This window comes from Burkholderia sp. Bp9090, assembly GCF_003857985.1.
In the GTDB taxonomy this organism is placed as follows: domain Bacteria; phylum Pseudomonadota; class Gammaproteobacteria; order Burkholderiales; family Burkholderiaceae; genus Burkholderia.
In genome coordinates this window covers 1-25,879 of record NZ_QTPV01000001.1, presented here as the reverse complement: position 1 = coordinate 25,879, position 25,879 = coordinate 1, and the positions used below count along the sequence as shown (strand labels likewise).

The following is a 25,879-nucleotide window of genomic DNA, read 5'->3' as shown; positions in this document are numbered from 1 at the left end:
TGAAGCGCCAACTCCGGTCGATGGCGAACGAAGTGTGCGTGGGGGTCGTTTCATGTCAGCGCTCCAGCTACGGGGGACGTCGTCAGGAAACGTCCCGGCAAATACGGTTCGATGTCGATGGGCGGCCGCTCGCCGGTCATCAATGCGGCGACGAGCCGCGCGCTGCCCGGCGCGGTCGTCACGCCCAGCCCTTCGTGCCCGACCGCGAGCCATACGCCCGGCCGCGCCGGATGTTCGCCGAGCAGCGGCAGGCCGTCGGGGCTCGCGGAACGGAAACCCGTCCATGCGCGAATCCCGTTCAGGTCGGCCAGGTCGGGCAAATAGCCGGCCGCGCGGCGCAGCATCCGCGCGAGCACCGGCGGCTCGGTGCGCGCGTCCTCGGTATCGAACTGGCGCGACGAGCCGATCAGCAGCTGGCCGGTCGGTCGCGGCTGCACGTTGAACGCGACCGACGTGCCGTCGCTCGCATGCGCGCTCGCCGCATAGCCGAGTTCGACGAGCTGATGCGACACCCGGCCCGGATAACGATCGGTGATCAGCAGATGGCCCTTCTTCGGGCGCAGCGGCAACTCGGGCAACAGCGTGCGCGCGGCGACGCCGTTCGCGACGACCACGCGTTCCGCGCGCAGCGTGTCGCCGCTCGCGAGCGTCACGCTCGGACCATCGACCGCCACCGCGCGCTCGCGCCGCAACGTGATGCCCGGCGCGCGCTGCAGCAGCCAGCTCGCGGCGACGGGCGCATAGAGAATCGCGTCGCCGGGGATCTTCAGCGCGCCGCCGAGGCCCGCGCGCAGCATCGGCTCGAGTTGCGCGAGCGTCGCCGCATCGATCAGTTCGCCCGCGACGCCATGTGCGGCGAGCGTCGCCTGCTTGGTGCGCGCGAGGTCCATCTCGCTGGAATCGGCCGCGAGCCACAGCGTGCCGCAGTTGCGGTACGCGCAGCCTTCCGGCATCTCGCCGGCGAGCGCGCGCCACAGCTCGATCGAGTAATGGCTCAGCGCGAGCTCGGCCGCGTTATCGTCCATCGCGACGAGGTGCCCCATGCCGGCGCCGGTTGCGCCGCCGCTCGCGTCATCGACGACGAGCACGCGCAGCCCGCGCTGCGCGAGTTCGTGCGCACACGCCGCGCCGACGATGCCGGCGCCGATCACGACGACGTCGGTCCTGATTTCGCTCACGACACGATGCCCCAGCCGAACGGATCGTCTTCCTCGATCAGCAGCGTCGCTTCCGCGCTGAGGTGCGCGCTGCCGCGGATCGTCGGCACGATGCCGCCGTCGGCCTGCGCATAGCTCGCCTGGAACACGCTGCCGATCACGCTCGCCTGCCGCCACACGACGCCCGGCTCGAGCTTGCCGTCGGCCGCGAGGCACGCGAGCTTCGCGCTCGTGCCGGTGCCGCACGGCGAACGGTCGTACGCGTGGCCCGGGCACAGCACGAAGCTGCGGCTGTCGTGCTCGGGATCGTCAGCGAACAGTTCGATATGGTCGATCTCGCCGCCGTTCGCGCCGGTGATGCCCGCGCGCTCGAGCCCCGCGCGCACCGCGGACGAATAGGCGGTAAGCGCCGCAACGTTGTCGCCGGCCACGCGCTGGCCGTGATCGCTGATCAGGAAGAACCAGTTGCCGCCCCACGCGATGTCGCCCTTCACGGGGCCGTAGCCCGGCACGTCGACATCGACGGCCTTCGCGTGGCGATACGCGAGCACGTTGCGCACGCTGACCGACAGGTCGTCGTGCAGCGTCGCCTCGACGGTGCCGACCGGCGTTTCGATCCGGTGCACGCCCGGCTCGATGCGGCCCATGTGATGCAGCGTGCGCACGACGCCGATCGTGCCGTGCCCGCACATTCCGAGATAGCCGCTGTTGTTGAAGAAGATCACGCCGGCCGCCGCCTCCGGCGACACGGGCTCGCACAGCAGCGCGCCGACCAGCACGTCGCTGCCGCGCGGCTCGAGAATGCACGCGGTGCGATAGCGATCATGCTCGCGCGCGAGCACGTCGCGGCGCTCGGCCATCGTGCCGTTGCCGAGCGAGGGGAAACCGGACACGACGAGCCGCGTGGGTTCGCCGCCCGTGTGCGAATCGATGATCTGGATGCGCTTCATCATGAGCCGTCCGATGTGGGGAAAAGAGCATAGCTTCCTCCGTCGCGCGTCCGTCCGCTTGTGGCTTTTCGATAAGGACGGCGACGAAATCGGCATAGTGCGAAGCACCCTTCGCGGCCCTTCCGGCCACTATGCCGATTTCGTCATTTTGCTCCGCGATCCGGCTCAAGCGTGATGGGTGTTTGCACGGCGATACTGGTTGCACGTCGACACGCCTGTCGTCGACCGATACGAAGCAGGAGATTGCAGTGAGCCGAAACGCCATCCAGCGGACCGGAGTTTTCCCCGCCCTCAGCAACCGGTTCGCACCGGGCGCTTCCATCGCTTTCGACGCCGCGCGCCGCGCCGATCGGAATCGGGCGAACCGCTGACCGCGCTGACCGATTTCCCCCCGGCGGTGCAACGGCATCCCCCGTCGCATCGTCGCTTCCGGTCCGGCATGGCTCGCGCGGGCCGTTCGCTGCGGCGCAACCCGCGCCGCGCGTGAACGGCCCCCGGCCCGCGCCGGTCGCTCGAACCGGTCGCACGCCGGCCGGCAGGTGTTGCGCCGCTGCTCCGTCGGAGCCCGGCGCAAGCCACACCTGCACCGATATTTCCCAGGAGACAAACCCATGCCAGGCCAAGGCAACACACACCCGTCCGTCCCGCTTTCCCGTTCCGTGCCCGCCGACGGCGGTCACGGCAAATTCAAGAAGCAGTTGTCGCTGACCGACCTGACGTTCATCGGCCTCGGCGCGATTTTCGGTTCGGGGTGGCTGTTCGCCGCGAGTCACGTGTCGACGATCGCCGGCCCGGCCGGCATCTTCTCGTGGCTGCTCGGCGGCTTCGCGGTGCTGCTGCTCGGCATCGTCTACTGCGAGCTCGGCGCCGCGCTGCCGCGCGCGGGCGGCGTGGTCCGCTACCCGGTGTTCTCGCACGGCCCGCTGCTCGGCTACCTGATGGGCTTCATCACGCTGATCGCGTTCTCGAGCCTGATCGCGATCGAAGTGGTCGCCGCGCGCCAATATGCGGCCGCGTGGTTTCCCGGTCTCACCAAGGCCGGTTCGAGCGACCCGACCACGCTCGGCTGGCTCGTGCAAGCCGCGCTGCTGTGCTTGTTCTTTTACCTGAACTATTCGAGCGTGAAGACGTTCGCGAAGGCGAACAACATCATCAGCATCTTCAAGTTCATCGTGCCGCTGTCGGTGATCGCGGTGCTGTTCACGTTCTTCAAGCCCGCCAACCTGACCATGCACGGCTTCGCGCCGTTCGGCATGCCGGGCATCGAGATGGCCGTGTCGGCCGGCGGCATCATCTTCGCGTACCTCGGCCTCACGCCGATCGTGTCGGTCGCCAGCGAAGTGCGCAATCCGCAGCGCACGATCCCGATCGCGCTGATCCTGTCGATCCTGCTGTCCACGCTGATCTACGTGCTGCTGCAGCTCGCCTTCATCGGCAGCATCCCGACCGACATGCTCGCCGCCGGCTGGCACGACGTGAGCAAGGCCTTCTCGCTGCCGTACCGCGACATCGCGCTCGCGCTCGGCGTGGGCTGGCTCGCGGTGATGGTGGTGGCCGACGCGATGATCTCGCCGAGCGGCTGCGGCAACATCTACATGAACGCGACGCCGCGCGTCGTCTACGGCTGGGCGAAGACGGGCACGTTCTTCAAGGTGTTCACGCGTGTCGACGAAGCGTCGGGCATCCCGCGCGCGGGCCTGTGGCTCACGTTCGGCCTCGCGATCTTCTGGACCATGCCGTTCCCGTCGTGGGAAGCGCTGATCAACATCGTGTCGGCCGCGCTCGTGCTGAGCTACGCGGTCGCGCCCGTGTCGGTCGCCGCGCTGCGCCGCACCGCGCCAGGCCTGCCGCGGCCGTTCCGCGCGGTGGCGTTCGGCATCACCGGCCCCGCGTCGTTCGTGATCGCCGCGCTGATCGTCTACTGGTCGGGCTGGAGCACGGTGTCCTGGCTGCTCGGCCTGCAGATCGTGATGTTCGTGATCTATCTCGCGTGCCGCCGCTGGGTGCCGACCGCGCACCTGAGCATCGCCGAACAGGTGCGCTCGTCAGCGTGGCTGATCGCGTTCTACGCGGCCATGATCGTGCTGTCGTACTTCGGCGGCTTCGGCGGCACGGGCCAGCTCGCGCATCCGTACGACACGGTCGTCGTCGCGGCCGTCGCGCTCGTGATCTTCTACTGGGGCGCCAACACCGGCATCCGTTCCGACAAGCTGCAGCTCGAAGACGACGAAGACTGACGCACCCGCTTTCCCCTTTCCACTCCGGCCGGGCGCATCACGTCCGGCCCCGCATTTTCCGAGGAAGAACCATGCAACTCACAGGTCAGCTCCTGATCGGCCAGTCGGCCGTCGCCGGACAGAACGGCACCCTTCACGCGATCGCCGCCGCGACCGGCGAACCGCTCGAACCCGCGTTCGGCGGCGCGAGCCTGCACGACCTGGAGACGGCCTGCGCGCTCGCCGACGAAGCCTTCGACACGTATCGCGAAACGGGCCCCGAGCAACGCGCCGCGTTTCTCGACGCGATCGGCCGCAACATCATGGCGCTCGGCGACGACCTGATCGAGCGCTGCGTCACCGAAACGGGGCTGCCGCGCGCACGCATCGAAGGCGAACGCGGCCGCACGGTCGGCCAGCTCGCGCTGTTCGCGTCGCTCGTGCGCGACGGCGGCTACGTCGATGCGCGGATCGACCCGGCTCGTCCGGACCGCAAGCCGCTGCCCCGCGTCGACCTGCGCCTGCGCAACGTCGCGATCGGGCCGGTCGCCGTGTTCGGCGCGTCGAACTTCCCGCTCGCGTTCTCGGTCGCGGGCGGCGATACGGCATCGGCACTCGCGGCCGGCTGCCCGGTGATCGTCAAGGCGCACTCCGCGCACCCGGGCACGTCCGAGCTCGTCGGCCGTGCGATCCAGCAGGCCGTGCGCGAATGCGGGCTGCCGGCCGGCGTGTTCTCGCTGCTGTTCGATGCGTCGCGTGAAATCGGCCAGGCGCTCGTCGCCGATCCGCGCATCAAGGCCGTCGGCTTCACCGGCTCGCGCCGCGGCGGCGTCGCGCTGATGAACATCGCGGCCGCGCGCCACGAGCCGATTCCGGTCTATGCGGAAATGAGCTCGATCAATCCGGTGCTGCTGTTCCCGACCGCGCTCGACGCGCGCCACGACATGATCGCGCCGCAGTTCGTCGCGTCGCTCGCCCTCGGCGCCGGCCAGTTCTGCACGAACCCGGGCCTCGTGCTCGCGGTCGACGGCCCCGCGCTGCGCGCGTTCGAAGCCGCGGCAGCCACCGCCGTGCAGGCGACCGCCGCGCAGACGATGCTGACGCCGCACATCCACGCGAGCTATGCACAAGGCGTGGCCACCCTGCGCGCGCACGACGCGGTCGAGTTGCTCGCGGAAGGCGTGGAAGGCGGCCGCTACCAGGCGCGCTCGGCGCTGTTCGCGACGTCGGCGGACGCGTTCATCGCCCACCCCGAACTGCGCGACGAAGTGTTCGGCCCCGCGTCGCTGATCGTGCGCTGCCCGGATGCCGACACGCTGCATCGCGTGCTGAAGTCGCTCGAAGGCCAGCTGACCATCGCCGCGCATCTCGCCGACGGCGACGCCGCGCTGTTCGCCGCGCTGCGCCCGACGCTCGAGCGCAAGGCCGGCCGCATTCTCGTCAACGGCTTCGGCACGGGCGTCGAGGTCGGTCATGCGATGGTGCACGGCGGCCCGTTCCCGGCCACGTCCGACACGCGCACGACATCGGTCGGCGCACGCGCGATCGAGCGGTTCCTGCGCCCCGTGTCGTACCAGGACGTGCCGGACGCGCTGCTGCCGGACGCCATCCGCAACGGCAACCCGCTGAACGTGCCGCAACGCATCGACGGCGTGCCCGCGCCGCGGGAAGCGCGCGATGTCTGAGCCGCTCGCCGAAGTCGTCCTGTCGCTCGACGAGGTGCACGCACTCGCGCTGCGGGTGCTGACGCACCACGGGATGTCCGCTGCGCACGCGCAGGCGATCGCCAGCGTGATCACGCAGGGCCAGCGCGACGAGTGCCACTCGCACGGCGTGTACCGGCTGCTCGTGTGCGTGCGCTCGCTGAAGAAAGGCAAGGTCGATCCGCAGGCGGTGCCGACGCTGCGCCGGCTGTCGTCGTCGATCGTCTCGGTCGACGCGCATCGCGGCTTCTCGCTGCTGAGCTTCAAGACCGGCCTGCCGGTGCTCGTCGAGATGGCGAAGCAGCACGGAATCGCCGCGATGACGATCAACCGCTGCTACCACTTCTCGGCGCTGTGGCCCGAGGTCGAGGCGATCGCCGCCGAGGGGCTGGCCGGCATCGCGATGAACCCGAGCCACAGCTGGGTCGCGCCGGAAGGCGGCCGCGAACCGGTGTTCGGCACCAACCCGATCGCATTCGCGTGGCCGCGCCCGGACGGCGTGCCGTTCGTGTTCGATTTCGCGACCAGCGCGATCGCGCGCGGCGACATCGAGCTGCATGCGAAACAGGGGAAGGCGATCCCGCCGCACTGGGCGATCGACGCCGATGGCCAGCCGACCACCGACCCGAAGGCCGCGCTGCAGGGTGCGATGCGCACCTTCGGCGGGCACAAGGGTTCGGCGCTCGCGGCGATGGTCGAACTGCTCGGCGGCGCGCTGATCGGCGACATGACGAGCCAGGAGTCGATGGATTTCGACGAAGGCGTCGGCGCGACGCCGTGCCACGGCGAACTCGTGATCGCGTTCGACCCGAAGGTGTTCCTCGGCGACGATCTCGACGCGGGCCTCGCGCGCGGAGAGCGGATGTTCGCGTCGATCACCGGGCAAGGCGCGCGGCTGCCGTCGCAACGGCGCTTCGATGCCCGCGCGCGCAGCATCGCGCACGGCGTGCGGATTCCGCAGGCGCTGTACGACGAAATCCTGACGCTGCTCGACTGACGCGCGATCGGCGGGTACGGCGCACGGCTTCATCGTCGGCAGAACGGGCGATGAAGCCGCTGCCGGCGCCGCCGGCGATGGCCGGCGTCCGCCTTCGTGCCTGGTGCGCCCGGTTCGCCTTCACGCTCGGCACACCGAGGCGCTGTCCGGCCCACCACGCCACCCGCGGGCGCCGCACGCCCGGCGGCTGTGGGATAATCGCCGAGTTTGCCCAGGGCGCAGCTCAAGAGGTTGTTCGCACGGGCGCGCGAGAGGCCTTTATTCCCGTGCCTCCACCCTTTTCCGCGATATTTCTTCAGCCATACCATGCCCACATACCGTTCCAAAACTTCCACCGCCGGCCGCAACATGGCAGGTGCGCGCTCGCTGTGGCGCGCCACCGGCATGAAAGACGACGATTTCTCGAAGCCGATCATCGCGGTCGTCAACTCGTTCACGCAGTTCGTGCCCGGGCACGTGCACCTGAAGGATCTCGGCCAGCTCGTCGCGCGCGAGATCGAGGCCGCCGGCGGCGTCGCGAAGGAATTCAACACGATCGCGGTCGACGACGGCATCGCGATGGGCCATGACGGCATGCTCTACTCGCTGCCGAGCCGCGACATCATCGCCGACTCGGTCGAGTACATGGTGAACGCGCACTGCGCGGACGCGATGGTCTGCATCTCGAACTGCGACAAGATCACGCCAGGGATGCTGATGGCCGCGATGCGCCTGAACATCCCGGTGATCTTCGTGTCGGGCGGCCCGATGGAAGCCGGCAAGACGCGACTCGCGAACCCGGTCACCAAGGCCATCGAACTGAAGAAGCTCGACCTCGTCGACGCGATGGTGATCGCGGCCGACCAGTCGTATTCGGATGCCGACGTCGCCGAAGTCGAACGCTCGGCGTGCCCGACCTGCGGTTCGTGCTCGGGCATGTTCACCGCGAACTCGATGAACTGCCTGACCGAAGCGCTCGGCCTGTCGCTGCCCGGCAACGGCACGGTCGTCGCGACGCACGCCGATCGCGAGCAGCTGTTCAAGCGCGCCGGCCGCCGCATCGTCGAGCTGACCCGCCAGCACTACGAGCAGGACGACCTGCGCGTGCTGCCGCGCTCGGTCGGCTTCAAGGCGTTCGAGAACGCGATGACGCTCGACATCGCGATGGGTGGTTCGACCAACACGATCCTGCACCTGCTGGCGATCGCGCAGGAAGCCGGCATCGACTTCACGATGAAGGACATCGATCGCCTGTCGCGCAGCGTGCCGCAGCTGTGCAAGGTCGCGCCGAACACGAACAAGTACCACATCGAGGACGTGCACCGCGCCGGCGGCATCATGGCGATCCTCGGCGAGCTCGACCGCGCCGGCAAGCTGCACACCGACGTGCCGACCGTGCACGCGCCGTCGCTGAAGGACGCGCTCGACCAGTGGGACATCGTCCGCACCGAAGACGAAGCGGTCCGCACGTTCTACCTGGCCGGCCCGGCCGGGATCCCGACGCAGGTCGCGTTCAGCCAGGACACGCGCTGGCCGAGCCTCGACCTCGACCGCGCCGAAGGCTGCATCCGCTCGTACGAGCATGCGTTCTCGAAGGAAGGCGGCCTCGCCGTGCTGACCGGCAACATCGCGCTCGACGGCTGCGTGGTGAAGACGGCCGGCGTCGATGAAAGCATCCTCGTGTTCGAGGGCTCGGCCCACGTGACCGAGTCGCAGGACGAAGCGGTCGAGAACATCCTGAACGACAAGGTCAAGGCCGGCGACGTCGTGATCGTCCGCTACGAAGGCCCGAAGGGCGGCCCCGGCATGCAGGAAATGCTGTACCCGACGAGCTACATCAAGTCGAAGGGCCTCGGCAAGGCATGCGCGCTGCTGACCGACGGCCGCTTCTCGGGCGGCACGTCGGGCCTGTCGATCGGTCACTGCTCGCCGGAAGCGGCGGCGGGCGGCGCGATCGGCCTCGTGCGCGACGGCGACAAGATCCGCATCGACATCCCGAACCGCACGATCGACGTGCTCGTTTCGGACGAGGAGCTCGCACGGCGCCGCGAGGAGCAGAACGCGAAGGGCTGGAAACCGGCGCAACCGCGCCCGCGCAAGGTGTCCGCCGCGCTGAAGGCCTATGCGAAGCTGGTGATGTCGGCCGACAAGGGCGCCGTGCGCGACCTGTCGCTGCTCGACGACTGACGCGCGGCGGCGGGCCGCACGACGGGCCCGCCCGCCTCGATCGGGAGCCGCTCTCCGGAGCGGCATCGGACTGCTGACGAACCCCACGTTTTTCGGAGCGTGGGGTTTCGTTTTTCCAGGAACAGGCTTGCAGGGGCGCGATGAGCGAGCCGACCGATCCGTTTTTCGTCCGGCGCAGGCCAAGGGCCGCGCCCCCGCTGCCGTCGGCCGGTCAACGGCGAAACTCGTCGCTGCTGCCTCCACCCCCGCCACCGCCGTGGTTCCCGCCGCCGTTTCCGCCGCCCTGCGGCCGTGCGCCGCCGTAACCTCCACCACCCTGATGCGTCGGCGGCACCATCATCCGGGCCGCGCCACCGCTCGGTGCGGGCGGTGACGATGGCGGCGGTGGCGCCGGCTGACGGGCAGCCGCGCCAGGCATCTGCGCGGGCGCGGGCGCGGCCTGCGGCGCCGGCGCGCGGTTCGGGCCGTTCCAGCCGCCGCGCGTGGCCGACGGCCGTGCATCATGCCGCTCGGACGGCTCGCCGCCCGGCACGCGCTGAACCGGCCCGCCCGGCTGCGGGCGCCCGTAGGCCGGCGGCATCCCGCCGGGGCCGATGCGCGGCTCGGCACGATGCTCCCAGCGGTCGCGATCGTGAAACCACGGCCGGTGGCGGTAGTAGCGATCCCAGTACGCGCCGATCGCGAACCCGGTCACCGGCACGCCGATGATCGCGCCGTATTCGAGCAACGGCACGTAATTGCCCTGATACGGATAGTCGAGCTGCTCCGCGTCGATCCAGCCGCGCACGCCCGGCAGCGCGACGTCGCACCATGAGTAATCGCTCAGGCAGCCGAACACGTCCAGCGCGGTGCCGGGCGGGACCTGCGCGACGACCGGATAATCGGGCGCCGGCCCCGCATAGATTTCGGCCCCGGAATTCGTATAGGCGCTGCTTTGCGCGTCGGCGAGGCCCGGTATCGCGGCGAGACCGAACAGGACGACGCACAGACTTCGGATGATCGTGTTGCTCATGTTGCTCTCCCGCGCGGTGCCGCCGCGCGTCGGTCAGTGTCGATGGCCCCCGCCCCAATGCCCGCCTCCCCAGTGGCCGCCGCCCCAGGGACGGCGCCAGTACCCGCCGCGGTAGCCGCCGCCCCAATGCCCCCAGAAGCCGAGGCCGATCGTGACGGGCGGCCCGTACCAGCCCGGGTAATACGCGGGATAGTAGGCCGGGTAAGGCACATAGACCGGCGCGGCATATACCGGAGCCGGCGCGTCGGCGTAATCGTCCGCCGGCGGCGGCACGGCCGGCACCGCGGGTGTCGACGGGGCAACCGGCCCGGCATTTGCCGGCGCTGCCGGGAGTTCGCGCTGCGAAACCGTGGCAGGCACGGGTGCGTAATACGGCGCATAGCCGTACGGGCTCGTGTAATAACAACCGCTCAGCGCGAGCATGGCCAGCGCCATGACGGCAGGCCTCGCGGCGGAAATCGGGTTCATTTCATGCTCCGAAGGAATCCGCGCGTCGCTGCGTGGCGCGCGCCTGACTCTAGCTTACGTCCCCCGCATATTTCTGCGGGTTTGATCCGTTACTTTTTGTTTCCACGGGTCGAATCCAGGTCGCAACCGGGCGGGCATGCAGCATGCTCGCGCGTCAGCCGCGCCGACGTTGAAGTTGACGCAAATGCCCTCAACTTGAATATCGAGTCAGGCTGGCCGGCGCGGACGGGCGTTCGCGGCCCCCGGGAGCCTGAAACCCGCGGACTTCGGCCCGCCCAGACAGGAACGCGGCTCACGCCGCCATCGACATGACTACGCCACGCCCCACGCTTCGGGCGGACACGCCCCTCGATCCGATCATCCAGCTGCTGGCGCTTGCCGGCGAACAGGGTTATCTGACGCACGCCGACCTCGTCGACGCGCTGCCGCCGGAAAGCGACAGCCCCGACGCGCTGGACGTCGTGCGCGCCGCGCTCGCGGACATCGGCATCGCCGTGCTCGACGAGCCGGCCGCGCCGGTGCCGTTCGCGGGCGCGGCGCCGGTCGACGTCGATCGCGACGCGCTCGACGAGGGCCGTACGCTGCTCGGCGATCTGGCCCGCGGCACGAGCGCATCGACCGATCCGCTCGCGCTCTACATGCGGCGCATCCATGCGGTGCCCCTGCTCAAGCGCGAGGACGAAATCGTGCTGGCCCGCGAAATCGAAACGGGCCGCCATCAGATCCTGCACGCGCTCGCCGGCTGTCCGGCGGCCGTCGAGGCGCTGCTCGCGCGCCACGGCGCGACGAGCGCCACCGGCGCGGCCGCCAACGAAGGCGATGACATCGGCGACGGCGAAGGCAACGCACCGGTGCCTGCACGCTACGACACGCTGCAGGACGCGGTGACGGCCGTGCGCCGCGCATTGCACGCGCAGGGGTGCCGCTCGGCCGAATACCGCGACGCGCGCAACCGCCTGGCCGCGCTGCTCGGTTCGCTCGCGTGGGTGGCACCGGCCGTCGACGACGCGAGCCGCGTCGTGCGCGCCCTGGCCGCCGCGCCGGTCGACGCCGCGACGGACGCCGCCGCGGGCACCGACGCCGCGTGCTTCGACACGGTCGCGCGGCGTGCGCTCGGCGCCGCGCTGAGCGACGGCCAGCAGAAGGTGCGCGACGGTACGCGCGCGATGCTCGAGGCGAACCTGCGGCTCGTGCTGTCGATCGCGCGCAAGTACATGAACCGCGGCGTCGACCTGCCCGACCTCGTGCAGGACGGCTGCCTCGGCCTGATGCGCGCGATCGAGAAGTTCGAATACCGGCGCGGCTTCAAGTTCTCGACCTACGCGACCTGGTGGATCCGGCAGGCGGTCGCGCGCGCGGTGGCCGATCGCGCGCGCACGATCCGCGTACCGGTGCACGTCGGCGACCAGTACCAGCGCGTGCATCGGCACGCACTGCGCTTCCGCCAGCGCACCGGCCGGCGCGCGACGCCGGCCGAACTCGCGGCCGAAACCGGGCTCGCCGAGGACAAGCTGCGCGCGGTGCTCGCGCTCCCTGCCGAGCCGGTGTCGCTCGACACGCCGCTGCCCGACGCGGACGCCGGCCTCGTCGACCTGATCGAGGACCAGGCATCGGCGAGCCCGTTCGAGCAGCTGGCCGACACGCGGATGCGCGAATGCGTGACGTCGCTGCTGCGCTCGGTCACGCCGGCCGAGGCCGACGTGCTGCGCCGCCGGTTCGGCCTCGGCGGCGCCGAGCCCGACACCTACGATGCGATCGCGCAGGACGCGGGCATGTCGCGCGAACGCGTGCGGCAGATCGAGAAGCGCGCGCTCGCCGCGCTGCGCACGGCCGCGGAGGCGGAAGGCGCGCAGACGTTCCTCGAAGCGTGACGCATCGCACGTTCGTGCCGCGACCCGGCACGAACGTGCGCGGCCCGCTTCCGCCTGTGCAACGTTTGCTATTGATGCACATCAAGTTTTGTTCGTCGCCGGCCCTGACAATGTGTTGAAATAAAAAAAATGCGACCGGCGCGTTATCCGCCGTGTCCATTCCGTTTGCACATCCCCGGGCTCCGCACATGCAAACGACCATCGGCCAGACACACGAGGAAAACCGGCAAATCGCGGCCTGCCTGCGCGAAGCCGCGCAGTTGCTTGCCGAACAGGGGGCGAATCCTTATCGGGTTGCCGCCTACCGCGCGTCGGCCGACACGATCGCCTCGCTCGAAGACGGCATCCGCACCCGCTTCGACGCGGGCGGCGTCGATTCGCTCGCCGCACTGCCGGAGATCGGCACGGGCGTCGCCCAGGCGATCGCCGAACTGCTGGTGACCGGACGCTGGCGCCTGCTCGACCGGCTGCGCGGCGACGCGGAGCGCGCGTCCGCATTCGAAGCCGTGCCGGGCATCGGCCACGCGCTCGCGCTGCGGATTCACGACCAGTTGCACATCGATACGCTCGAGGATCTCGAACGCGCGGCCCGCAGCGGCCAGCTCGAAGCGATCGCGGGCGTCGGCCCGCGTCGCGCGGCCGGCATCCGCGCGGCGCTCGACGACGTGCTGACCCGGCGCCGGCGCTGGCAAGGCCACGCGCGCAACGCCGATCTCGGCACGGAGCCGCCGGTCGAGCTGCTGCTGTATATCGACCGCCTGTACCGCAACAAGGCCGCCGCCGGCATCCTGCCCACGCTCGTGTCGCGTCGGCTGAACGCGGACCTGAGCGTTCAGCCGCCCGTGATGCACATGACGAAAGGCGGCTGGCATTTCACCGCGCTGTGCCCGTATCCCGTTCGCCCGCAGGAGTCCACCCGCACCGCCGACTGGGTCGCGCTCTACTTCTACGATGCGCTGCAATGCGAGTACCAGAGGACGGTCGTCACCGAAACGCTCGGCTCGCTCGTCGGCAAGCGCATCGTGCGCGGACGCGAGATGGAGTGTCGTGTGTATTACGCGGGATGATCCGCTCGGGGGCGCCGGCCGCCCCCGCCGCCCGCCCGCGCGCGCCGTTCCGGCAAACCGGACCGCTTGACCGCTTACGTGCCGTCCGTCTTCGTGCGGCGCACCGGATGACGATGCGCGGCGATGCGCAGCAGCTTGCGGAACGACGGACACTCGAGATGACTCGGCGCCGGGCACACGGCGGCATGTCGCAAAGCATCGCGCACCGCGCCGAGACGGCGGATCGTACGGTCGAGCTCATCGGCCTTGTCGTCGAGTTTCGCGCGATCGAGCGCGAGCCGGCCGTCCGCGCCGAACATCGCGACGATGTCGTCCAGCGAAAAACCGGCCTCGCGGCCGAGCGCGATCAGCGCCAGGCGCTCCAGCACCGATTCGTCATACTGGCGCCGCAGCCCGTGACGGCCGGTCGGCACGATCAATCCCTTTTCCTCGTAGTAGCGCAGCGTCGACGCGGGCAATCCCGAGCGGCGCGCGACATCGGCGATGTCCAGACGGCTCATGCTTGATCTCAAGTGAACTTGAGGTTGCAAGATAGCGGCCCGACTCCTCCGACACAAGCCCGGACCGCCCCGCCGTTGCCGCAGCCGCCCCGCCGTTGCCGGCCGATTCAACTGCGCCGCGCCCGCGTCATTCGCCGCCGCTGTCGATCAGGTTGTGACGCACGCGCCCGAGCAGGCGCACGAGCGTGTCGCGCTCGTCGCGCGTGAAGCCGCGCAGCCCGTCGTCGGTGACGGTGTCGCCCACTTCCAGCATCTGCGGAAAGATCTCGCGCGACTTGTCGGTCAGCCGGATCACGAACGCGCGGCGATCGTCGTCGTTCGCGATGCGTTCGATCCACCCGCAGCTTTCCATCCGGTCGAGCAGCCGCGTCAGCGAGATCGGCGTGATCTCGAGCCATTCCGCGAGCCGCGCCTGATTCATCTCGCCCTTCCATGTCAGGTACGCGAGCACGCGGCTTTGCGCGCGCGTCAGCCCGATGCGCTTCGCGCGCCGGTCGAACAGGCGTCCTTGCAGGCGGGCCACGTCGGAAATCAGGTAACCGATCCGGTTCTCGTAGGTCTTGTCCATGCGGCGATTATAGGGGCAGGCCGCGAATGACCCGCGGCCCCGACCAAGCGATGAGCACAAACATAATAAGCATGCTTATAATTCGAGCCGTACCGGATCGCCGCCCACGGCGACCGCCCCACGGAGACACCCGCTTGAATCCCGCCGCCGACGCCCCCGCCTCGCCGCCCGCCCTCAATCGGCCGATGCTGACCCTGTCGATCATGCTCGCGACGCTGATCCAGACGCTCGACAGCACGATCGCGAACGTCGCGCTGCCGCACATGCAGGGCACGCTGTCCGCGTCGCAGGACGAAATCACCTGGGTACTGACTTCCTACATCGTCGCCGCGGCGATCGCGACGCCGCTGACCGGCTGGCTGTCCGACCGGCTCAGCATGAAACGGCTGCTGACGATCTCGATCGCGGGTTTCACGATCGCGTCCGCGCTGTGCGGGCTGTCCGAGTCGCTCGTGCAGATCGTCGGCGCGCGGCTGCTGCAGGGCGTATTCGGCGCCGCGCTGGTGCCGCTGTCGCAGTCGATCCTGCTCGACATCAACCCGCGCGAGAAACAGGGCCAGGCGATGGCGATCTGGGGGATGGGCGTGATGGTCGGCCCGATCCTCGGCCCGACGCTCGGCGGCTGGCTCACCGACAGCTACAACTGGCGCTGGGTGTTCTTCATCAACGTGCCGATCGGCGCGTTCGCACTGGCCGGCGTGCTGACCTTCCTGCCCGCGCGCGCACCGCGCCCGCACGTGAAATTCGACGCGTTCGGCTTCGCGACGCTCGCGCTCGCGATCGGCGCGTTCCAGGCGATGCTCGACCGCGGCGAACAGCTCGACTGGTTCGGTTCGTACGAGATCCGCATCGAGGCGCTCGTCGCGGCGCTGAGCTTCGCGTTCTTCCTCGTGCATACGGCGACCGTCGGCAAGGCCTCGTTCTTCAAGTCGGAATTGCTGCGCGACCCGAACTTCGCGACCGGCACGCTGTTCATCTTCGTCGTCGGCGCGGTGCTGTACGCAACGCGCGCGCTGCTGCCGCCGATGCTGCAGAACCTGATGGGCTATCCCGTCGCGACGACGGGGCTCGTCACCGCGCCGAGCGGCGCGGGCACGATGATCGCGATGCTGTTCGTCGGACGATTGCTGAAATACGTGGACGCGCGGGCGCTGCTGCTCGCCGGGCTGGCGATTTCCGCGCTCGCGCTGTGGCAGATGATGCAGTACACGATCGTGCTGTCCGAGGCGGACATCGTGTGGCCCGGGGTGGTCCAGGGCTTCGGCCTGGGGCTCGTGTTCGTGCCGCTGAGCGCGCTGTCGTTCTCGACGCTGCAGCCCGAGCTGCGCGCGGACGGCACGGCCACCTACAGCCTGATGCGCAACATCGGCAGCAGTATCGGCATCTCGATCGTCCAGACGCTGATGACGCGCAACACGCAGGTCGCGCATGCCGACCTCGCGACCCACATCACGCCGTTCGACCCGGCCGTGCAGGCGATGGCCGGCAGCCACGTCGACATCGCGCTGCTCGACCGCACGATCAACCAGCAGGCCGCGATGATCGCCTACCTGAACGACTTCAAGCTGATGTTCGTCGCGACGCTGCTGATGATCCCGCTGTTGCTGCTGATCCGCCCGCCGCAGAAAACGGCGAGCGTCGACGTCGCGCACGCGGCGATGGATTGACTCAGTGCGGCGGGCACCTGCCCGCCGCGGGCCGCGACGTCAGGCCTTCATCGTCCCGGTGCGCACATAGCGCTCGTGCCACGACAGCGCCTCGGCGAGCAGGTGCGGCGTGTGCTTGCCGAAGCTCTCGCGCGACGCGCGCTCGAAGTAGTCCTCGAGCATCGGCCGGTAGTCGGGATGCGCGCAGGTCGCGATGATCTTGCGCGCGCGCTGCTTCGGCGACAAGCCGCGCAGGTCGGCGAGCCCCTGCTCGGTGACGACCACCGCGACGTCGTGCTCCGTATGGTCGACGTGGCTCGCCATCGGCACGATCCGCGAGATCGCGCCGCCCTTCGCGGTACTCGCCGACATGAAGCACGACAGGTAGCCGTTGCGCGCGAAGTCGCCCGAGCCGCCGATGCCGTTCTGGATCTTCGTACCCATCACGTGCGTCGAGTTCACGTTGCCGTAGATGTCGGCCTCGATCATCCCGTTCATCGCGATGCAGCCGAGGCGGCGCACGAGTTCCGGATGGTTGCTGATCTCCTGCGGGCGCAGCAGGATCTTTTCGCGGAACGTCGCGATCTCGTCCGCGAAGCGCTGCACCGCGGCCGGGCTCAGCGACAACGCCGTGGCCGACGCGAAGCTCAACGTGCCGTCGTCGAGCAGGTCGAGCATGCCGTCCTGGATCACTTCGGTGTACGCGGTCAGGTTCGAGAAGCCGGCGGAGCTGAGTTCCGCGAGCACCGCGTTCGTGATGTTGCCGACGCCCGACTGCAGCGGCAGCAGGTTTTCCGGCAGGCGGCCGCGCTTCACTTCGTGGCGCAGGAAGTCGATCAGTTGCAGCGCGATCTGCTTCGACGTGGCGTCCGGCGCGGAGAATGCGTTGCTGCGGTCGGGCGCGTCGGTCTCGACGATCGCGACGATCTTCTCGGCCGGGCAGCGCAGGTACGGCTCGCCGATCCGGTCGTCGCTTTTCGTCAGCGGAATCGGCTTGCGGTGCGGCGGCAGCGCGGTGCCGTAATAGACGTCGTGCATCCCGTCGAGGCCGAGCGGCTGGCGCGCGTTGACTTCGAGGATCACGTGCTTCGCCTGCTCGAGCCACGTCTTGTTGTTGCCGATCGACGCGGACGGGATCAGCAGCCCGTCCTCGCGGATACCCGCGACTTCGACGATCGCGACGTCGAGGTCGCCGTACAGCCCGAACCATGCGTATTGCGCGACGTGGCTCAGGTGGACGTCCTGGTAGTCGACTTCGCCGGCGTTGATCTTGTCGCGCAGCGTCGGGTCGGACTGGTACGGCAGGCGCATCGAGATGCCGTTGGTGCGGGCGAGCGCGCCGTCGAGTTCCGGCGCGGTCGATGCGCCGGTCAGCACGTTGATCCGGAAGTCCTCGCCGCGCGCGTGGGCCGCGTCGATGTGGGCGGCGAGCGCGGCGGGCACGGCCTTCGGATAGCCGGAACCGGTGAAGCCGCTCATGGCGACGGTCATGCCGGGGCGGATCAGCGCGGCGGCTTCGTCGGCGGTGCGGACGAGCGAACGCAGGGCGGGAGCGAGGATGCGTGAAGAAGACATGGCTGTATATCTGACGCTTTTGGTCTGTCGTTGACGTCGCGGGGGGTGTCTCCTGGGCGACGCGAAGCCCTTGGGGCCGCGAGGGGCGGCCCGGCACCACGGGCACGGTCGGAGTATCGCAGAGGCCATCGCCGCGAAATGTCCGTTGAATGCAAAAGATACTTGCCGAATGCGCCGGGTATCGAACGGCCGTTCTGTGACAGGGCGCGGCCGCGCATCGAATCCGCTCGAAAGGTGCGCGAAAGCGAACCGCCAATTTGCCGCGCACGGATTGCAAGCTGCTGAACGGCAATCGATCGATATCTTTCCGGATTGATCGCGTAAACGCGGGGAATCCGCACGCGACGGCCGATCGGCGCGGCCGCCGCGGCCGATTGTCGCCCGACGCGGCTTTCGCGGGCCTGATGCACATCAACGCGGCGACGCGCGCGGAGCGCCGCCGCGCCCGCGCGCAAGGCCCGTCCGCCCTTGACAGCCGCGCGACGCGAACCACACTGAAGCTGGTAAGGCCCGCCTGTGCGAACGCCGTTTCGCGCATCCGGTTCGCAACCGGGCGATGTCCGGAATACGCGGTAACACTCCCGTATGTCAGGACATTGATCGAATAAAAAGCAACAAATTACAATTCCGTATATATTTCGCCGATGGACCAAAGAAAAACCGCCACACGTTCCGAACCGCCCCTGCCACGCACCTGGGATGCGCGGCTCGCGCGCTCGCTCGTACGCCCGCTGATCGACACGCCCGTCACCCCGAATCACCTCACTACCCTTCGTCTGCTGATCGGCCTCGCCGGTGCCTGGTGCCTCGCGCAAGGCGGCTTCGGCTGGATCAACGCGGGGGCATTCCTGATCGTGCTGTCGAACTTCGTCGACCACACCGACGGCGAACTCGCGCGCATCAGCGGCAAGTCCAGCAAGATCGGTCACTTTTACGACCTCGCGGCCGACGCGCTCGTGACGGTCGCGCTGTTCGTCAGCATGGGCCTCGGCATCGTCGCCCAGGGCGGCCAGATGGCCGCGTCGCCGGTGCTGCTCGGCGCGGTGGCCGGCGCGGCCGTCGCGCTGATCTTCTTCCTGCGCATGCGGATCGAATCGATCGCCGGCAAGGCCGGCACCAAGCAGGCGTTCGCCGGCGGCTTCGAGACGGAAGACGTGCTCTACCTGCTGCCGATCGTGACGCTTGTCGACGGCGTGCAGCCGTTCCTGCTCGCGGCATCGATCGGCGCCCCGCTGTTCGCCGCGTGGGTCGTGATCGACTGGTGGCGCATCGTCCGCCGCGGCAATCTCCCGCAGAACCCTACCGAAATCCAGGTTTCCAAATGACTCCTAGCACGCGCGACGACTCCGTGCTGAGCCCGGCACGCCCCGCGCCTGCGCGCGCGGCAGCGGCCGATCCCGATCGCACCGTGGCCGACTGCGTCGGCCGTCTCGACCTCGACCGCCTGCGCGGCGACTACACGCGCCAGGGCTCGTTCCTGTACCTCGACGCATTCCTGCCGGCCGACGCACACGCGAAGCTCGCGGCCGCCGCCCGCGCGATGCAGGCCGGCCTGAACCGCAATTACCTGCCCGGCCACAAGCAGGGCGGCAGCGTGAGCCGGCACACGATCGACGAGCAGGCGCCGTACATCGCGGAGCTGTACCGCTCGAAGGCGCTGATCGGCTTCCTCGAGAAGGTCACCGGCGACAAGCTGATGCTGTCGCCGGACGACGATCCGCATGCGTATGCGCTGTATTACTACACGAAGCCGGGCGACCACATCGGCTGGCACTACGACACGTCGTATTACGACGGCCGCCGCTACACGCTGCTGATCGGCGTGATCGACGAGTCGTCGTGCCGGCTCGACTACGAGCTGCATACGCGCAATCCCGACGTGCCCGACGAACCGGGTTCCGTGCAGATCGCCGACGGCGGCATCGTGCTGTTCGACGGCGACAAGCTGCGCCATCGCGTCACGCCGCTCGGCCAGAACGAGACGCGCGTGTCGCTCACGTTCGAATACGTGACCAACCCCGGCATGCGGCCGTGGAAGCGCTTCATCTCGAACATGAAGGACGCGATCGCCTATTTCGGTTTCCGCCAGGTGTTCAAGCAGCTGGCTACGCGCCGGTCGAGCGGGTCATGACACGCGCCGGCCTGATCCTGCTGTCCCTCGGAACGGCACTGTTCGTCGCCCTGCTCGCGTGGCAGGGCGTCGGCGCGGTCGCGTCGACGTTCCTCGCGGCCGGCTGGGGCCTCGCGCTCGTCGCGGCATTCCACGTCGTCCCGCTCGTGATCGACGCGCTGGCGATCTCGGTGATGTTCCGCCGCGGCCAGCCGGGCGCCGAGCTCGGCAACGCGCTGCGCGCGCGCTGGGTCGGCGAATCGGTGAACAGCCTGCTGCCCGCCGGGCAGATCGGCGGCCCGGTGCTGATGGTGCGCCACCTCGCGCAGCGCGGCACGCGGATGGCCGATGCGGCCGCCGCGGTCACCGTCAGCACGACGATGCAGGCGCTCGCGCAGATGGCGTTCGCGCTGATCGGCATCGCCACGTTCAGCGTGTATGCGACGCACGAGTCGGTCGCTCACCTGCGCACGCCGGCGCTGATCGCCACCGGCGTGCTCGGCGCGCTGGCCGTCGCGTTCTACGCGGCGCAGCGGCGCGGGCTGTTCGGCCGCGGGTTGCGTCTCGCGTCGAAGCTGCTCGGCCCGCGCGACTGGTCGTCGCTCGCGACCCGCGCGGACGCGATCGACGACGCGGTCGGCGCGCTGTACCGCGATCGCGCGAAGGTCGCGAAGACCTTCGCATTGAGCCTCGCCGGCTGGATCGTCGGCACCGCCGAAGTGTGGCTCGCGCTGCACTTCCTCGGGCACCCGGTCAGCTGGCTCGACGCGCTGCTGCTCGAGAGCGTCGGCCAGGCGATTCGCGGTGCGGCGTTCGCGATCCCGGGCTCGCTCGGTGCACAGGAAGGCGGTTACCTGCTGCTCGCCCCGCTGGTCGGCCTGCCGCCCGACGCGGCGCTCGCGCTGTCGCTCGCGAAGCGCGCGCGCGAACTCGCGCTCGGCCTGCCCGGCCTGCTCTATCTGCATTTCAGTGAAAGAAACTGGCAGCGGCGCCGTGCGCCGCAGCCCATCGCCGACTGATCGTTCAGATCCGCCGGTTTTTTGGTTGGAGAACCCATGCGAGCCATCATTCTTGCGGCAGGCCTCGGCTTGCGCCTGCAACAACCGCCCGAGGCGCAATTCCCGAAGTGCCTGCTGCGCTTCGACGACGTGTCGCTGCTCGAGCGCCATCTGCGTGTGCTCGACGCCGCGGGCGTCGATGAAATCGTGCTCGGGCTCGGCTTTCAGCACGAGAAGGTCGAGCAGGAACTGAAGCGCCTCGGCCGCACCGCCGAGATCGTGATCAACGAGCGCTATGACCTCGGCAGCGTGCTGACCGTGCACACCGTCGCCGACGCGATGACGCGCGGCGGCGACGTGCTGCTGATGGACGCCGACGTGCTGTACGACGAGAACATCCTGCACGCGCTGGTCGCCGATGCCGACAAGTCGGTCGCCCGCCTGCTGATCGATCGCGACTTCGAGGCCGGCGACGAGCCCGTCAAGCTGTGCCTGAAGAACGGCGTGCCGGTCGAGCTGCGCAAGCAGCTCGCGGTCGACCTCGACTACGACACGATCGGCGAGTCGGTCGGCTTCTTCCGCTTCACCGAAGGCACCGCGCGCCGCCTCGCGAAAATCGTCGCGGGCTACGTCGACAGCGGCCGCGCGAACATGCCGCACGAGGAAGCCGTGCGCGACCTGCTGCTCGAAGGCGGCCACGCGTTCGACGTCGCCGACGTCACGGGTTCGCCGTGGATCGAGATCGACTTCCCGAACGACGTCGCACGCGCGACGCAAGAAATTCTCCCCCTGATTCAACGCACGACCGCCGGAGCCGCACGATGAACGCACGCGAACCCAACTTCTCCGAATCGCGCAGCGCACGCCTGCGCCGCATGCTCGTCAGCAGCGAACTCGAATTCCTGATGGAAGCGCACAACGGCCTGTCCGCGCGCATCGTCCGCGAAGCGGGCTTCAAGGGGATCTGGGCATCGGGCCTCGCGATCTCCGCGCAGTTCGGCGTGCGCGACAACAACGAGGCAAGCTGGACGCAGGTCGTCGACGTGCTCGAATTCATGGCCGACGCGAGCGACCTGCCGATCCTGCTCGACGGTGACACCGGCTACGGCAACTTCAACAACGTGCGCCGCCTCGTGAAGAAGCTCGAGCAGCGCGGCATCGCCGGCGTCTGTATCGAGGACAAGCAGTTCCCGAAGACCAACAGCTTCATCGGCGGCGAGCGCCAGCCGCTCGCGGAAATCGACGAGTTCTGCGGCAAGATCAAGGCCGGCAAGGATTCGCAGACCGATCCCGACTTCTCGATCGTCGCGCGTGTCGAAGCGCTGATCGCAGGCTGGGGGATGGACGAGGCGCTGCGTCGCGCGAACGCGTACGCGGAAGCCGGCGCCGACGCAATCCTGATCCACAGCAAGCTGTCGCGCCCGGACGAGATCCTGCAGTTCGCGCGCGAATGGAGCGGCAAGGCGCCGCTCGTGATCGTACCGACCAAGTACTACAGCACGCCGACCGACGTGTTCCGCCAGGCCGGCATCAGCACCGTGATCTGGGCGAACCACCTGATCCGCGCGTCGGCATCCGCGATGCAGGCGACCGCGCGCGAGATCCACGAGAGCGAAACGCTGATCAACGTCGAGGACCGCGTTGCATCGGTCAACGAGATCTTCCGCCTGCAGGACGCCGACGAGTACTCGGCCGCCGAGCGCATCTACCTGTCGTCGTCGTCGCGCGCGTCGAACGCCGCGATCGTGCTCGCCGCGAGCCGCGGCAAGGGCCTCGAAGCCGTCACCGAAGACAAGCCGAAGGTCATGCTGCCGGTCGCCGGCAAGCCGTTGCTGCGCTGGCTCGTCGACGGCTTCAAGACGCACGGCGTGAACGACATCACCGTGGTCGGCGGCTATCGCGCCGACGCGATCGACACGTCGGGCATCAAGCTCGTGGTCAACGAACGCCATGCGCAGACGGGCGAACTCGCGTCGCTCGCATGTGCGGCCGAACGCCTGACCGGCGACACCGTGATCTCGTACGGCGACCTGCTGTTCCGCAGCTACATCGTGCGCGACCTCGCGGAGAGCGAGGCCGAGTTCAGCGTCGTCGTCGATTCGTCGCTCACGGAAACCAACCAGAGCGTGCGCGACTTCGCGCTGTGCTCGGCGGCGGACGACCGCGGCCTGTTCGGCCAGAAGACGTATCTGCAACGTGTGTCGAGCGACGTCGCCGCCGGCACGCCGCACGGCCGCTGGATCGGTCTCCTGAACGTGCGCGGCGCGGGCGTCGACCGCCTGAAGGCGATGCTCGCGACGCTGCAGGCACGCCCCGATTTCGACACGCTCGACATCCCGTCGCTGCTCAACGAGCTGATCGCCGCCGGCGAGAAGATCGAGGTGCAGTACGTGCACGGCCACTGGCGCGGCGTCAACGATCTGGAAGACTTCCGCCGCGCGGGCGACTTCGCGCACGGCCAGACGCCGCTGTCCGAGCCGGGCGCCGGCAACGGGAGCGCGCAATGATCGAAGCGGCCCAGTTCGTCGAGGTCGCGCGCGAACGCGGTTTCGACTGGTACGCGGGCGTGCCCTGCTCGTACCTGACGCCGTTCATCAACTACGTGCTGCAGGACCCGACGCTGCACTACGTGTCGGCCGCGAACGAAGGCGACGCGGTCGCGCTGATCGCGGGCGCCACGCTCGGCGGCAAGCGCGGGATCGCGATGATGCAGAACTCAGGGCTCGGCAACGCGGTGAGCCCGCTCACGTCGCTGACCTGGACGTTCCGGCTGCCGCAGCTGCTGATCGTCACGTGGCGCGGCCAGCCGGGTGTCGCCGACGAGCCGCAGCACGCGCTGATGGGGCCGATCACGCCGGCGATGCTCGACACGATGGAGATCCCGTGGGAGACGTTCCCGACCGACCCCGAACAGGTCGGCCCGGCGCTCGACCGCGCGATCGCGCACATGGACGCGACGGGCCGCCCGTACGCGCTCGTGATGCAGAAAGGCAGCGTCGCGCCTTATGAGCTGAAGGCGAACCCGGCGGCAGCGCCGCGCGCGCATGTCGCCGCGCAAGCGTCGTCGCGTGCCGCGTCGGCCGACGCGTGGCCGACCCGCCACGACGCGCTGCAGCGCGTGATCGCGCACACGCCGGTCGATTCGACCGTCGTGCTCGCGTCGACCGGCTTCTGCGGCCGCGAGCTCTATGCGATCGACGACCGCCCGAACCAGCTGTACATGGTCGGCTCGATGGGCTGCGTGACGCCGCTCGCGCTGGGTCTCGCGCTCGCGCGCCCCGACCTGCGCGTGGTGGCCGTCGACGGCGACGGCGCCGCGCTGATGCGCATGGGCGTGTTCGCGACGCTCGGCACCTACGGCCCGGCCAACCTCACGCACGTGCTGCTCGACAACGGCGCACACGAATCGACGGGCGGCCAGGCGACCGTGTCGCAGCATGTGTCGTTCGCGGGTGTCGCGGCCGCATGCGGCTATGCGTCGGCCGTCGAAGGCGACACGCTCGACGTGCTCGATGCAACGCTCGCCGCGCGGGCCGACGGTGCGCAGTTCGTGCGCGTGGCGATCCGCACGGGCGTGCCCGACGGCCTGCCCCGCCCGACCGTCACGCCGGTCGAGGTCAAGACCCGCCTGATGCGGCATATCGGCGCCGCACAGGCTGAAGCCCACGCCGAAGGAGCTCATTGATGCTGCTGCTGAATCCCGGCCCGGTCACGCTCACCGAACGCGTGCGCCGCAGCCTGCTGCAACCCGACCTGTGCCATCGCGAAAGCGAATTCTTCGATCTGCAGGATGAAGCGCGTGCGCGCCTCGTCGCCGCGTACGAGCTCGATCCGGCCGAGTGGGCCGCCGTGCTGATGACCGGCTCGGGCACCGCCGCCGTCGAGAGCATGATCGCGGCGCTCGTGCCGCAGGACGGCAAGCTGCTCGTGATCGAGAACGGCGTGTACGGCGAGCGCATCACGCAGATCGCGACGCAGTACGGAATCGCGCACGAGGTGGTGAAGCACGAATGGATGCAGGCGCCCGATCTCGCGCAGATCGCCGCGCGTCTCGACGCGGGCGGTTATTCGCACGTCGCGGTGATTCATCACGAAACGACGACGGGCCGGCTGAACGACCTCGGCGCGATCGCCGACGTGTGCCGTGCGCGTGGCGTGAAGATGCTCGTCGACGGCGTCAGCAGCTTCGGTGCCGAAGCGATCGACTTCGCCGGCGGCGTGATCGACGCGGTCGCCGCGACCGCGAACAAGTGCCTGCACGGCGTGCCGGGTGCCGCGTTCGTGATCGTGCGCCGCAGCGCGCTCGCGAAGGCGGCGAGCCGCACGTATTACCTTGATCTCGGCCGGCTCGCGAAGCTGCAGGATCAGCGCAATACGCCGTTCACGCCGTCCGTGCACGCGTACTACGCGCTCGTCGAGGCGCTGCGCGAGTTCGATGAGGCCGGCGGCTGGCGTGCGCGGCATGCGCACTACAAGGCGCTCGCCGATCAGGCGCAGGCCGGGCTCGCGGCGCGCGGGATGTCGCTCGTGCTGCCGGAAGGCGCGTCGTCGGTCGTGCTGCATGCGTACCGGCTGCCGCAAGGCGTCACGTACGAGACGCTGCACGACGGGCTGAAGGCGCGCGGCTTCGTGATTTATGCGGGGCAAGGCGGGTTGTCGAAGGAACTGTTCCGGATCTCGACGATGGGCGCGATTCAAGCGGCTGATGTCGAGCGGTTGCTGGAGGGGTTTACGGCGCTGACGCAATGAACGTTGCTCACCCCTTCATCCGTAAGAGGCCCGCAAGGGCCTTTTTTTTGGTTCATCGAGGATTACCGGGGAACGCGGCGCGGATCTTGAGGAAGAAGTATTCGTCGTCGCGGTACCCGTAAGCCC

21 protein-coding genes are annotated in these 25,879 nt (G+C 69.1%); 14 read left to right on the top strand and 7 right to left on the bottom strand.

Going from position 1 to position 25,879, the window contains the following annotated elements; translation table 11 throughout:
• Positions 1 to 50 precede the first annotated feature (50 nt).
• Positions 51 to 1,178 carry an FAD-binding oxidoreductase gene (locus tag DIE16_RS00105; RefSeq protein ID WP_124891563.1) on the bottom strand — a complete coding sequence of 376 codons (1,128 nt, stop codon included), beginning with the start codon at positions 1,176 to 1,178 and terminating at the stop codon, positions 51 to 53.
• A complete protein-coding gene (locus DIE16_RS00100; protein WP_124485087.1) occupies positions 1,175 to 2,107 on the bottom strand; it encodes a 4-hydroxyproline epimerase in 933 nt (310 codons plus the stop codon). Before DIE16_RS00100 ends, DIE16_RS00105 begins: the two co-directional genes overlap by 4 nt.
• 611 nt (positions 2,108 to 2,718) lie before the next feature.
• Between DIE16_RS00100 and DIE16_RS00095 the strand changes: the two genes are divergently transcribed.
• The 4 genes from DIE16_RS00095 (at position 2,719) to ilvD (ending at position 9,189) form a co-directional block, all read left to right on the top strand.
• Complete coding sequence (locus DIE16_RS00095) at positions 2,719 to 4,344, top strand: APC family permease (protein ID WP_044842883.1); 1,626 nt, start codon at positions 2,719 to 2,721, stop codon at positions 4,342 to 4,344.
• A gap of 71 nt (positions 4,345 to 4,415) precedes the next feature.
• The gene (locus DIE16_RS00090; RefSeq protein WP_124891562.1) at positions 4,416 to 6,008 is read left to right on the top strand and encodes an aldehyde dehydrogenase (NADP(+)); all 1,593 of its coding nucleotides are present in this window, start codon (positions 4,416 to 4,418) and stop codon (positions 6,006 to 6,008) included.
• On the top strand, positions 6,001 to 7,023 hold the full coding sequence (locus tag DIE16_RS00085) for an Ldh family oxidoreductase (RefSeq protein ID WP_124891561.1): 1,023 nt from the start codon (positions 6,001 to 6,003) through the stop codon (positions 7,021 to 7,023). The genes DIE16_RS00090 and DIE16_RS00085 overlap by 8 nt, the downstream gene beginning before the upstream one ends.
• A gap of 306 nt (positions 7,024 to 7,329) precedes the next feature.
• The gene (gene ilvD, locus DIE16_RS00080) at positions 7,330 to 9,189 is read left to right on the top strand and encodes a dihydroxy-acid dehydratase (RefSeq protein WP_044842880.1); all 1,860 of its coding nucleotides are present in this window, start codon (positions 7,330 to 7,332) and stop codon (positions 9,187 to 9,189) included.
• A 211-nt stretch (positions 9,190 to 9,400) separates the two neighbouring features.
• Here ilvD and DIE16_RS00075 read toward each other — a convergent pair whose 3' ends face one another.
• Together DIE16_RS00075 and DIE16_RS00070 are read right to left on the bottom strand one after the other, a co-directional pair.
• A complete protein-coding gene (locus DIE16_RS00075; RefSeq protein ID WP_124891560.1) occupies positions 9,401 to 10,201 on the bottom strand; it encodes an SH3 domain-containing protein in 801 nt (266 codons plus the stop codon).
• Between the two features lie 33 nt (positions 10,202 to 10,234).
• Positions 10,235 to 10,669, bottom strand: a complete 435-nt coding sequence (locus DIE16_RS00070) for a hypothetical protein (RefSeq protein ID WP_124891559.1) — start codon at positions 10,667 to 10,669, stop codon at positions 10,235 to 10,237.
• Between the two features lie 308 nt (positions 10,670 to 10,977).
• Here DIE16_RS00070 and DIE16_RS00065 point away from each other — a divergent pair, with 308 nt between their 5' ends.
• On the top strand, positions 10,978 to 12,540 hold the full coding sequence (locus DIE16_RS00065; RefSeq protein WP_124891558.1) for a sigma-70 family RNA polymerase sigma factor: 1,563 nt from the start codon (positions 10,978 to 10,980) through the stop codon (positions 12,538 to 12,540).
• A gap of 188 nt (positions 12,541 to 12,728) precedes the next feature.
• Positions 12,729 to 13,607, top strand: coding sequence for a helix-hairpin-helix domain-containing protein (locus DIE16_RS00060; protein ID WP_124519678.1), 879 nt, complete (start codon positions 12,729 to 12,731; stop codon positions 13,605 to 13,607).
• Between the two features lie 74 nt (positions 13,608 to 13,681).
• Here the strand turns inward: DIE16_RS00060 and DIE16_RS00055 are convergent, their stop codons facing one another.
• Positions 13,682 to 14,107 (bottom strand): helix-turn-helix domain-containing protein, encoded by a 426-nt coding sequence (locus tag DIE16_RS00055; protein WP_044843992.1) that lies wholly within the window; start codon positions 14,105 to 14,107, stop codon positions 13,682 to 13,684.
• A 127-nt stretch (positions 14,108 to 14,234) separates the two neighbouring features.
• Complete coding sequence (locus DIE16_RS00050) at positions 14,235 to 14,675, bottom strand: MarR family winged helix-turn-helix transcriptional regulator (RefSeq protein ID WP_124485029.1); 441 nt, start codon at positions 14,673 to 14,675, stop codon at positions 14,235 to 14,237.
• 134 nt (positions 14,676 to 14,809) lie between these two features.
• Between DIE16_RS00050 and DIE16_RS00045 the strand changes: the two genes are divergently transcribed.
• Positions 14,810 to 16,342 (top strand): DHA2 family efflux MFS transporter permease subunit, encoded by a 1,533-nt coding sequence (locus DIE16_RS00045; protein ID WP_124485030.1) that lies wholly within the window; start codon positions 14,810 to 14,812, stop codon positions 16,340 to 16,342.
• A 39-nt stretch (positions 16,343 to 16,381) separates the two neighbouring features.
• On the opposite strand, the gene DIE16_RS00040 is transcribed toward DIE16_RS00045, so the two are convergent.
• Positions 16,382 to 17,896, bottom strand: coding sequence for an acetyl-CoA hydrolase/transferase family protein (locus DIE16_RS00040; protein ID WP_124891557.1), 1,515 nt, complete (start codon positions 17,894 to 17,896; stop codon positions 16,382 to 16,384).
• 644 nt (positions 17,897 to 18,540) lie between these two features.
• On the opposite strand from DIE16_RS00040, the gene DIE16_RS00035 reads away from it, so the two are divergent.
• Genes DIE16_RS00035 through DIE16_RS00005 form a run of 7 tightly spaced genes read left to right on the top strand, consistent with a single transcriptional unit; the run spans position 18,541 to position 25,753 of the window.
• Positions 18,541 to 19,221 (top strand): CDP-alcohol phosphatidyltransferase family protein, encoded by a 681-nt coding sequence (locus tag DIE16_RS00035; RefSeq protein ID WP_124485032.1) that lies wholly within the window; start codon positions 18,541 to 18,543, stop codon positions 19,219 to 19,221.
• On the top strand, positions 19,218 to 20,027 hold the full coding sequence (locus tag DIE16_RS00030) for a 2OG-Fe(II) oxygenase (RefSeq protein ID WP_124485033.1): 810 nt from the start codon (positions 19,218 to 19,220) through the stop codon (positions 20,025 to 20,027). The genes DIE16_RS00035 and DIE16_RS00030 overlap by 4 nt, the downstream gene beginning before the upstream one ends.
• Complete coding sequence (locus DIE16_RS00025; protein WP_044843986.1) at positions 20,024 to 21,025, top strand: HpnL family protein; 1,002 nt, start codon at positions 20,024 to 20,026, stop codon at positions 21,023 to 21,025. Before DIE16_RS00030 ends, DIE16_RS00025 begins: the two co-directional genes overlap by 4 nt.
• Positions 21,026 to 21,061: 36 nt before the next feature.
• On the top strand, positions 21,062 to 21,829 hold the full coding sequence (locus DIE16_RS00020; RefSeq protein ID WP_124891556.1) for an NTP transferase domain-containing protein: 768 nt from the start codon (positions 21,062 to 21,064) through the stop codon (positions 21,827 to 21,829).
• A complete protein-coding gene (aepX, locus tag DIE16_RS00015) occupies positions 21,826 to 23,511 on the top strand; it encodes a phosphoenolpyruvate mutase (RefSeq protein WP_124891555.1) in 1,686 nt (561 codons plus the stop codon). Before DIE16_RS00020 ends, aepX begins: the two co-directional genes overlap by 4 nt.
• Positions 23,508 to 24,689 (top strand): phosphonopyruvate decarboxylase, encoded by a 1,182-nt coding sequence (gene aepY / locus DIE16_RS00010; RefSeq protein WP_124519681.1) that lies wholly within the window; start codon positions 23,508 to 23,510, stop codon positions 24,687 to 24,689. Before aepX ends, aepY begins: the two co-directional genes overlap by 4 nt.
• Positions 24,689 to 25,753, top strand: a complete 1,065-nt coding sequence (locus DIE16_RS00005; RefSeq protein ID WP_124891554.1) for a 2-aminoethylphosphonate aminotransferase — start codon at positions 24,689 to 24,691, stop codon at positions 25,751 to 25,753. Before aepY ends, DIE16_RS00005 begins: the two co-directional genes overlap by 1 nt.
• Positions 25,754 to 25,879 lie beyond the last annotated feature (126 nt).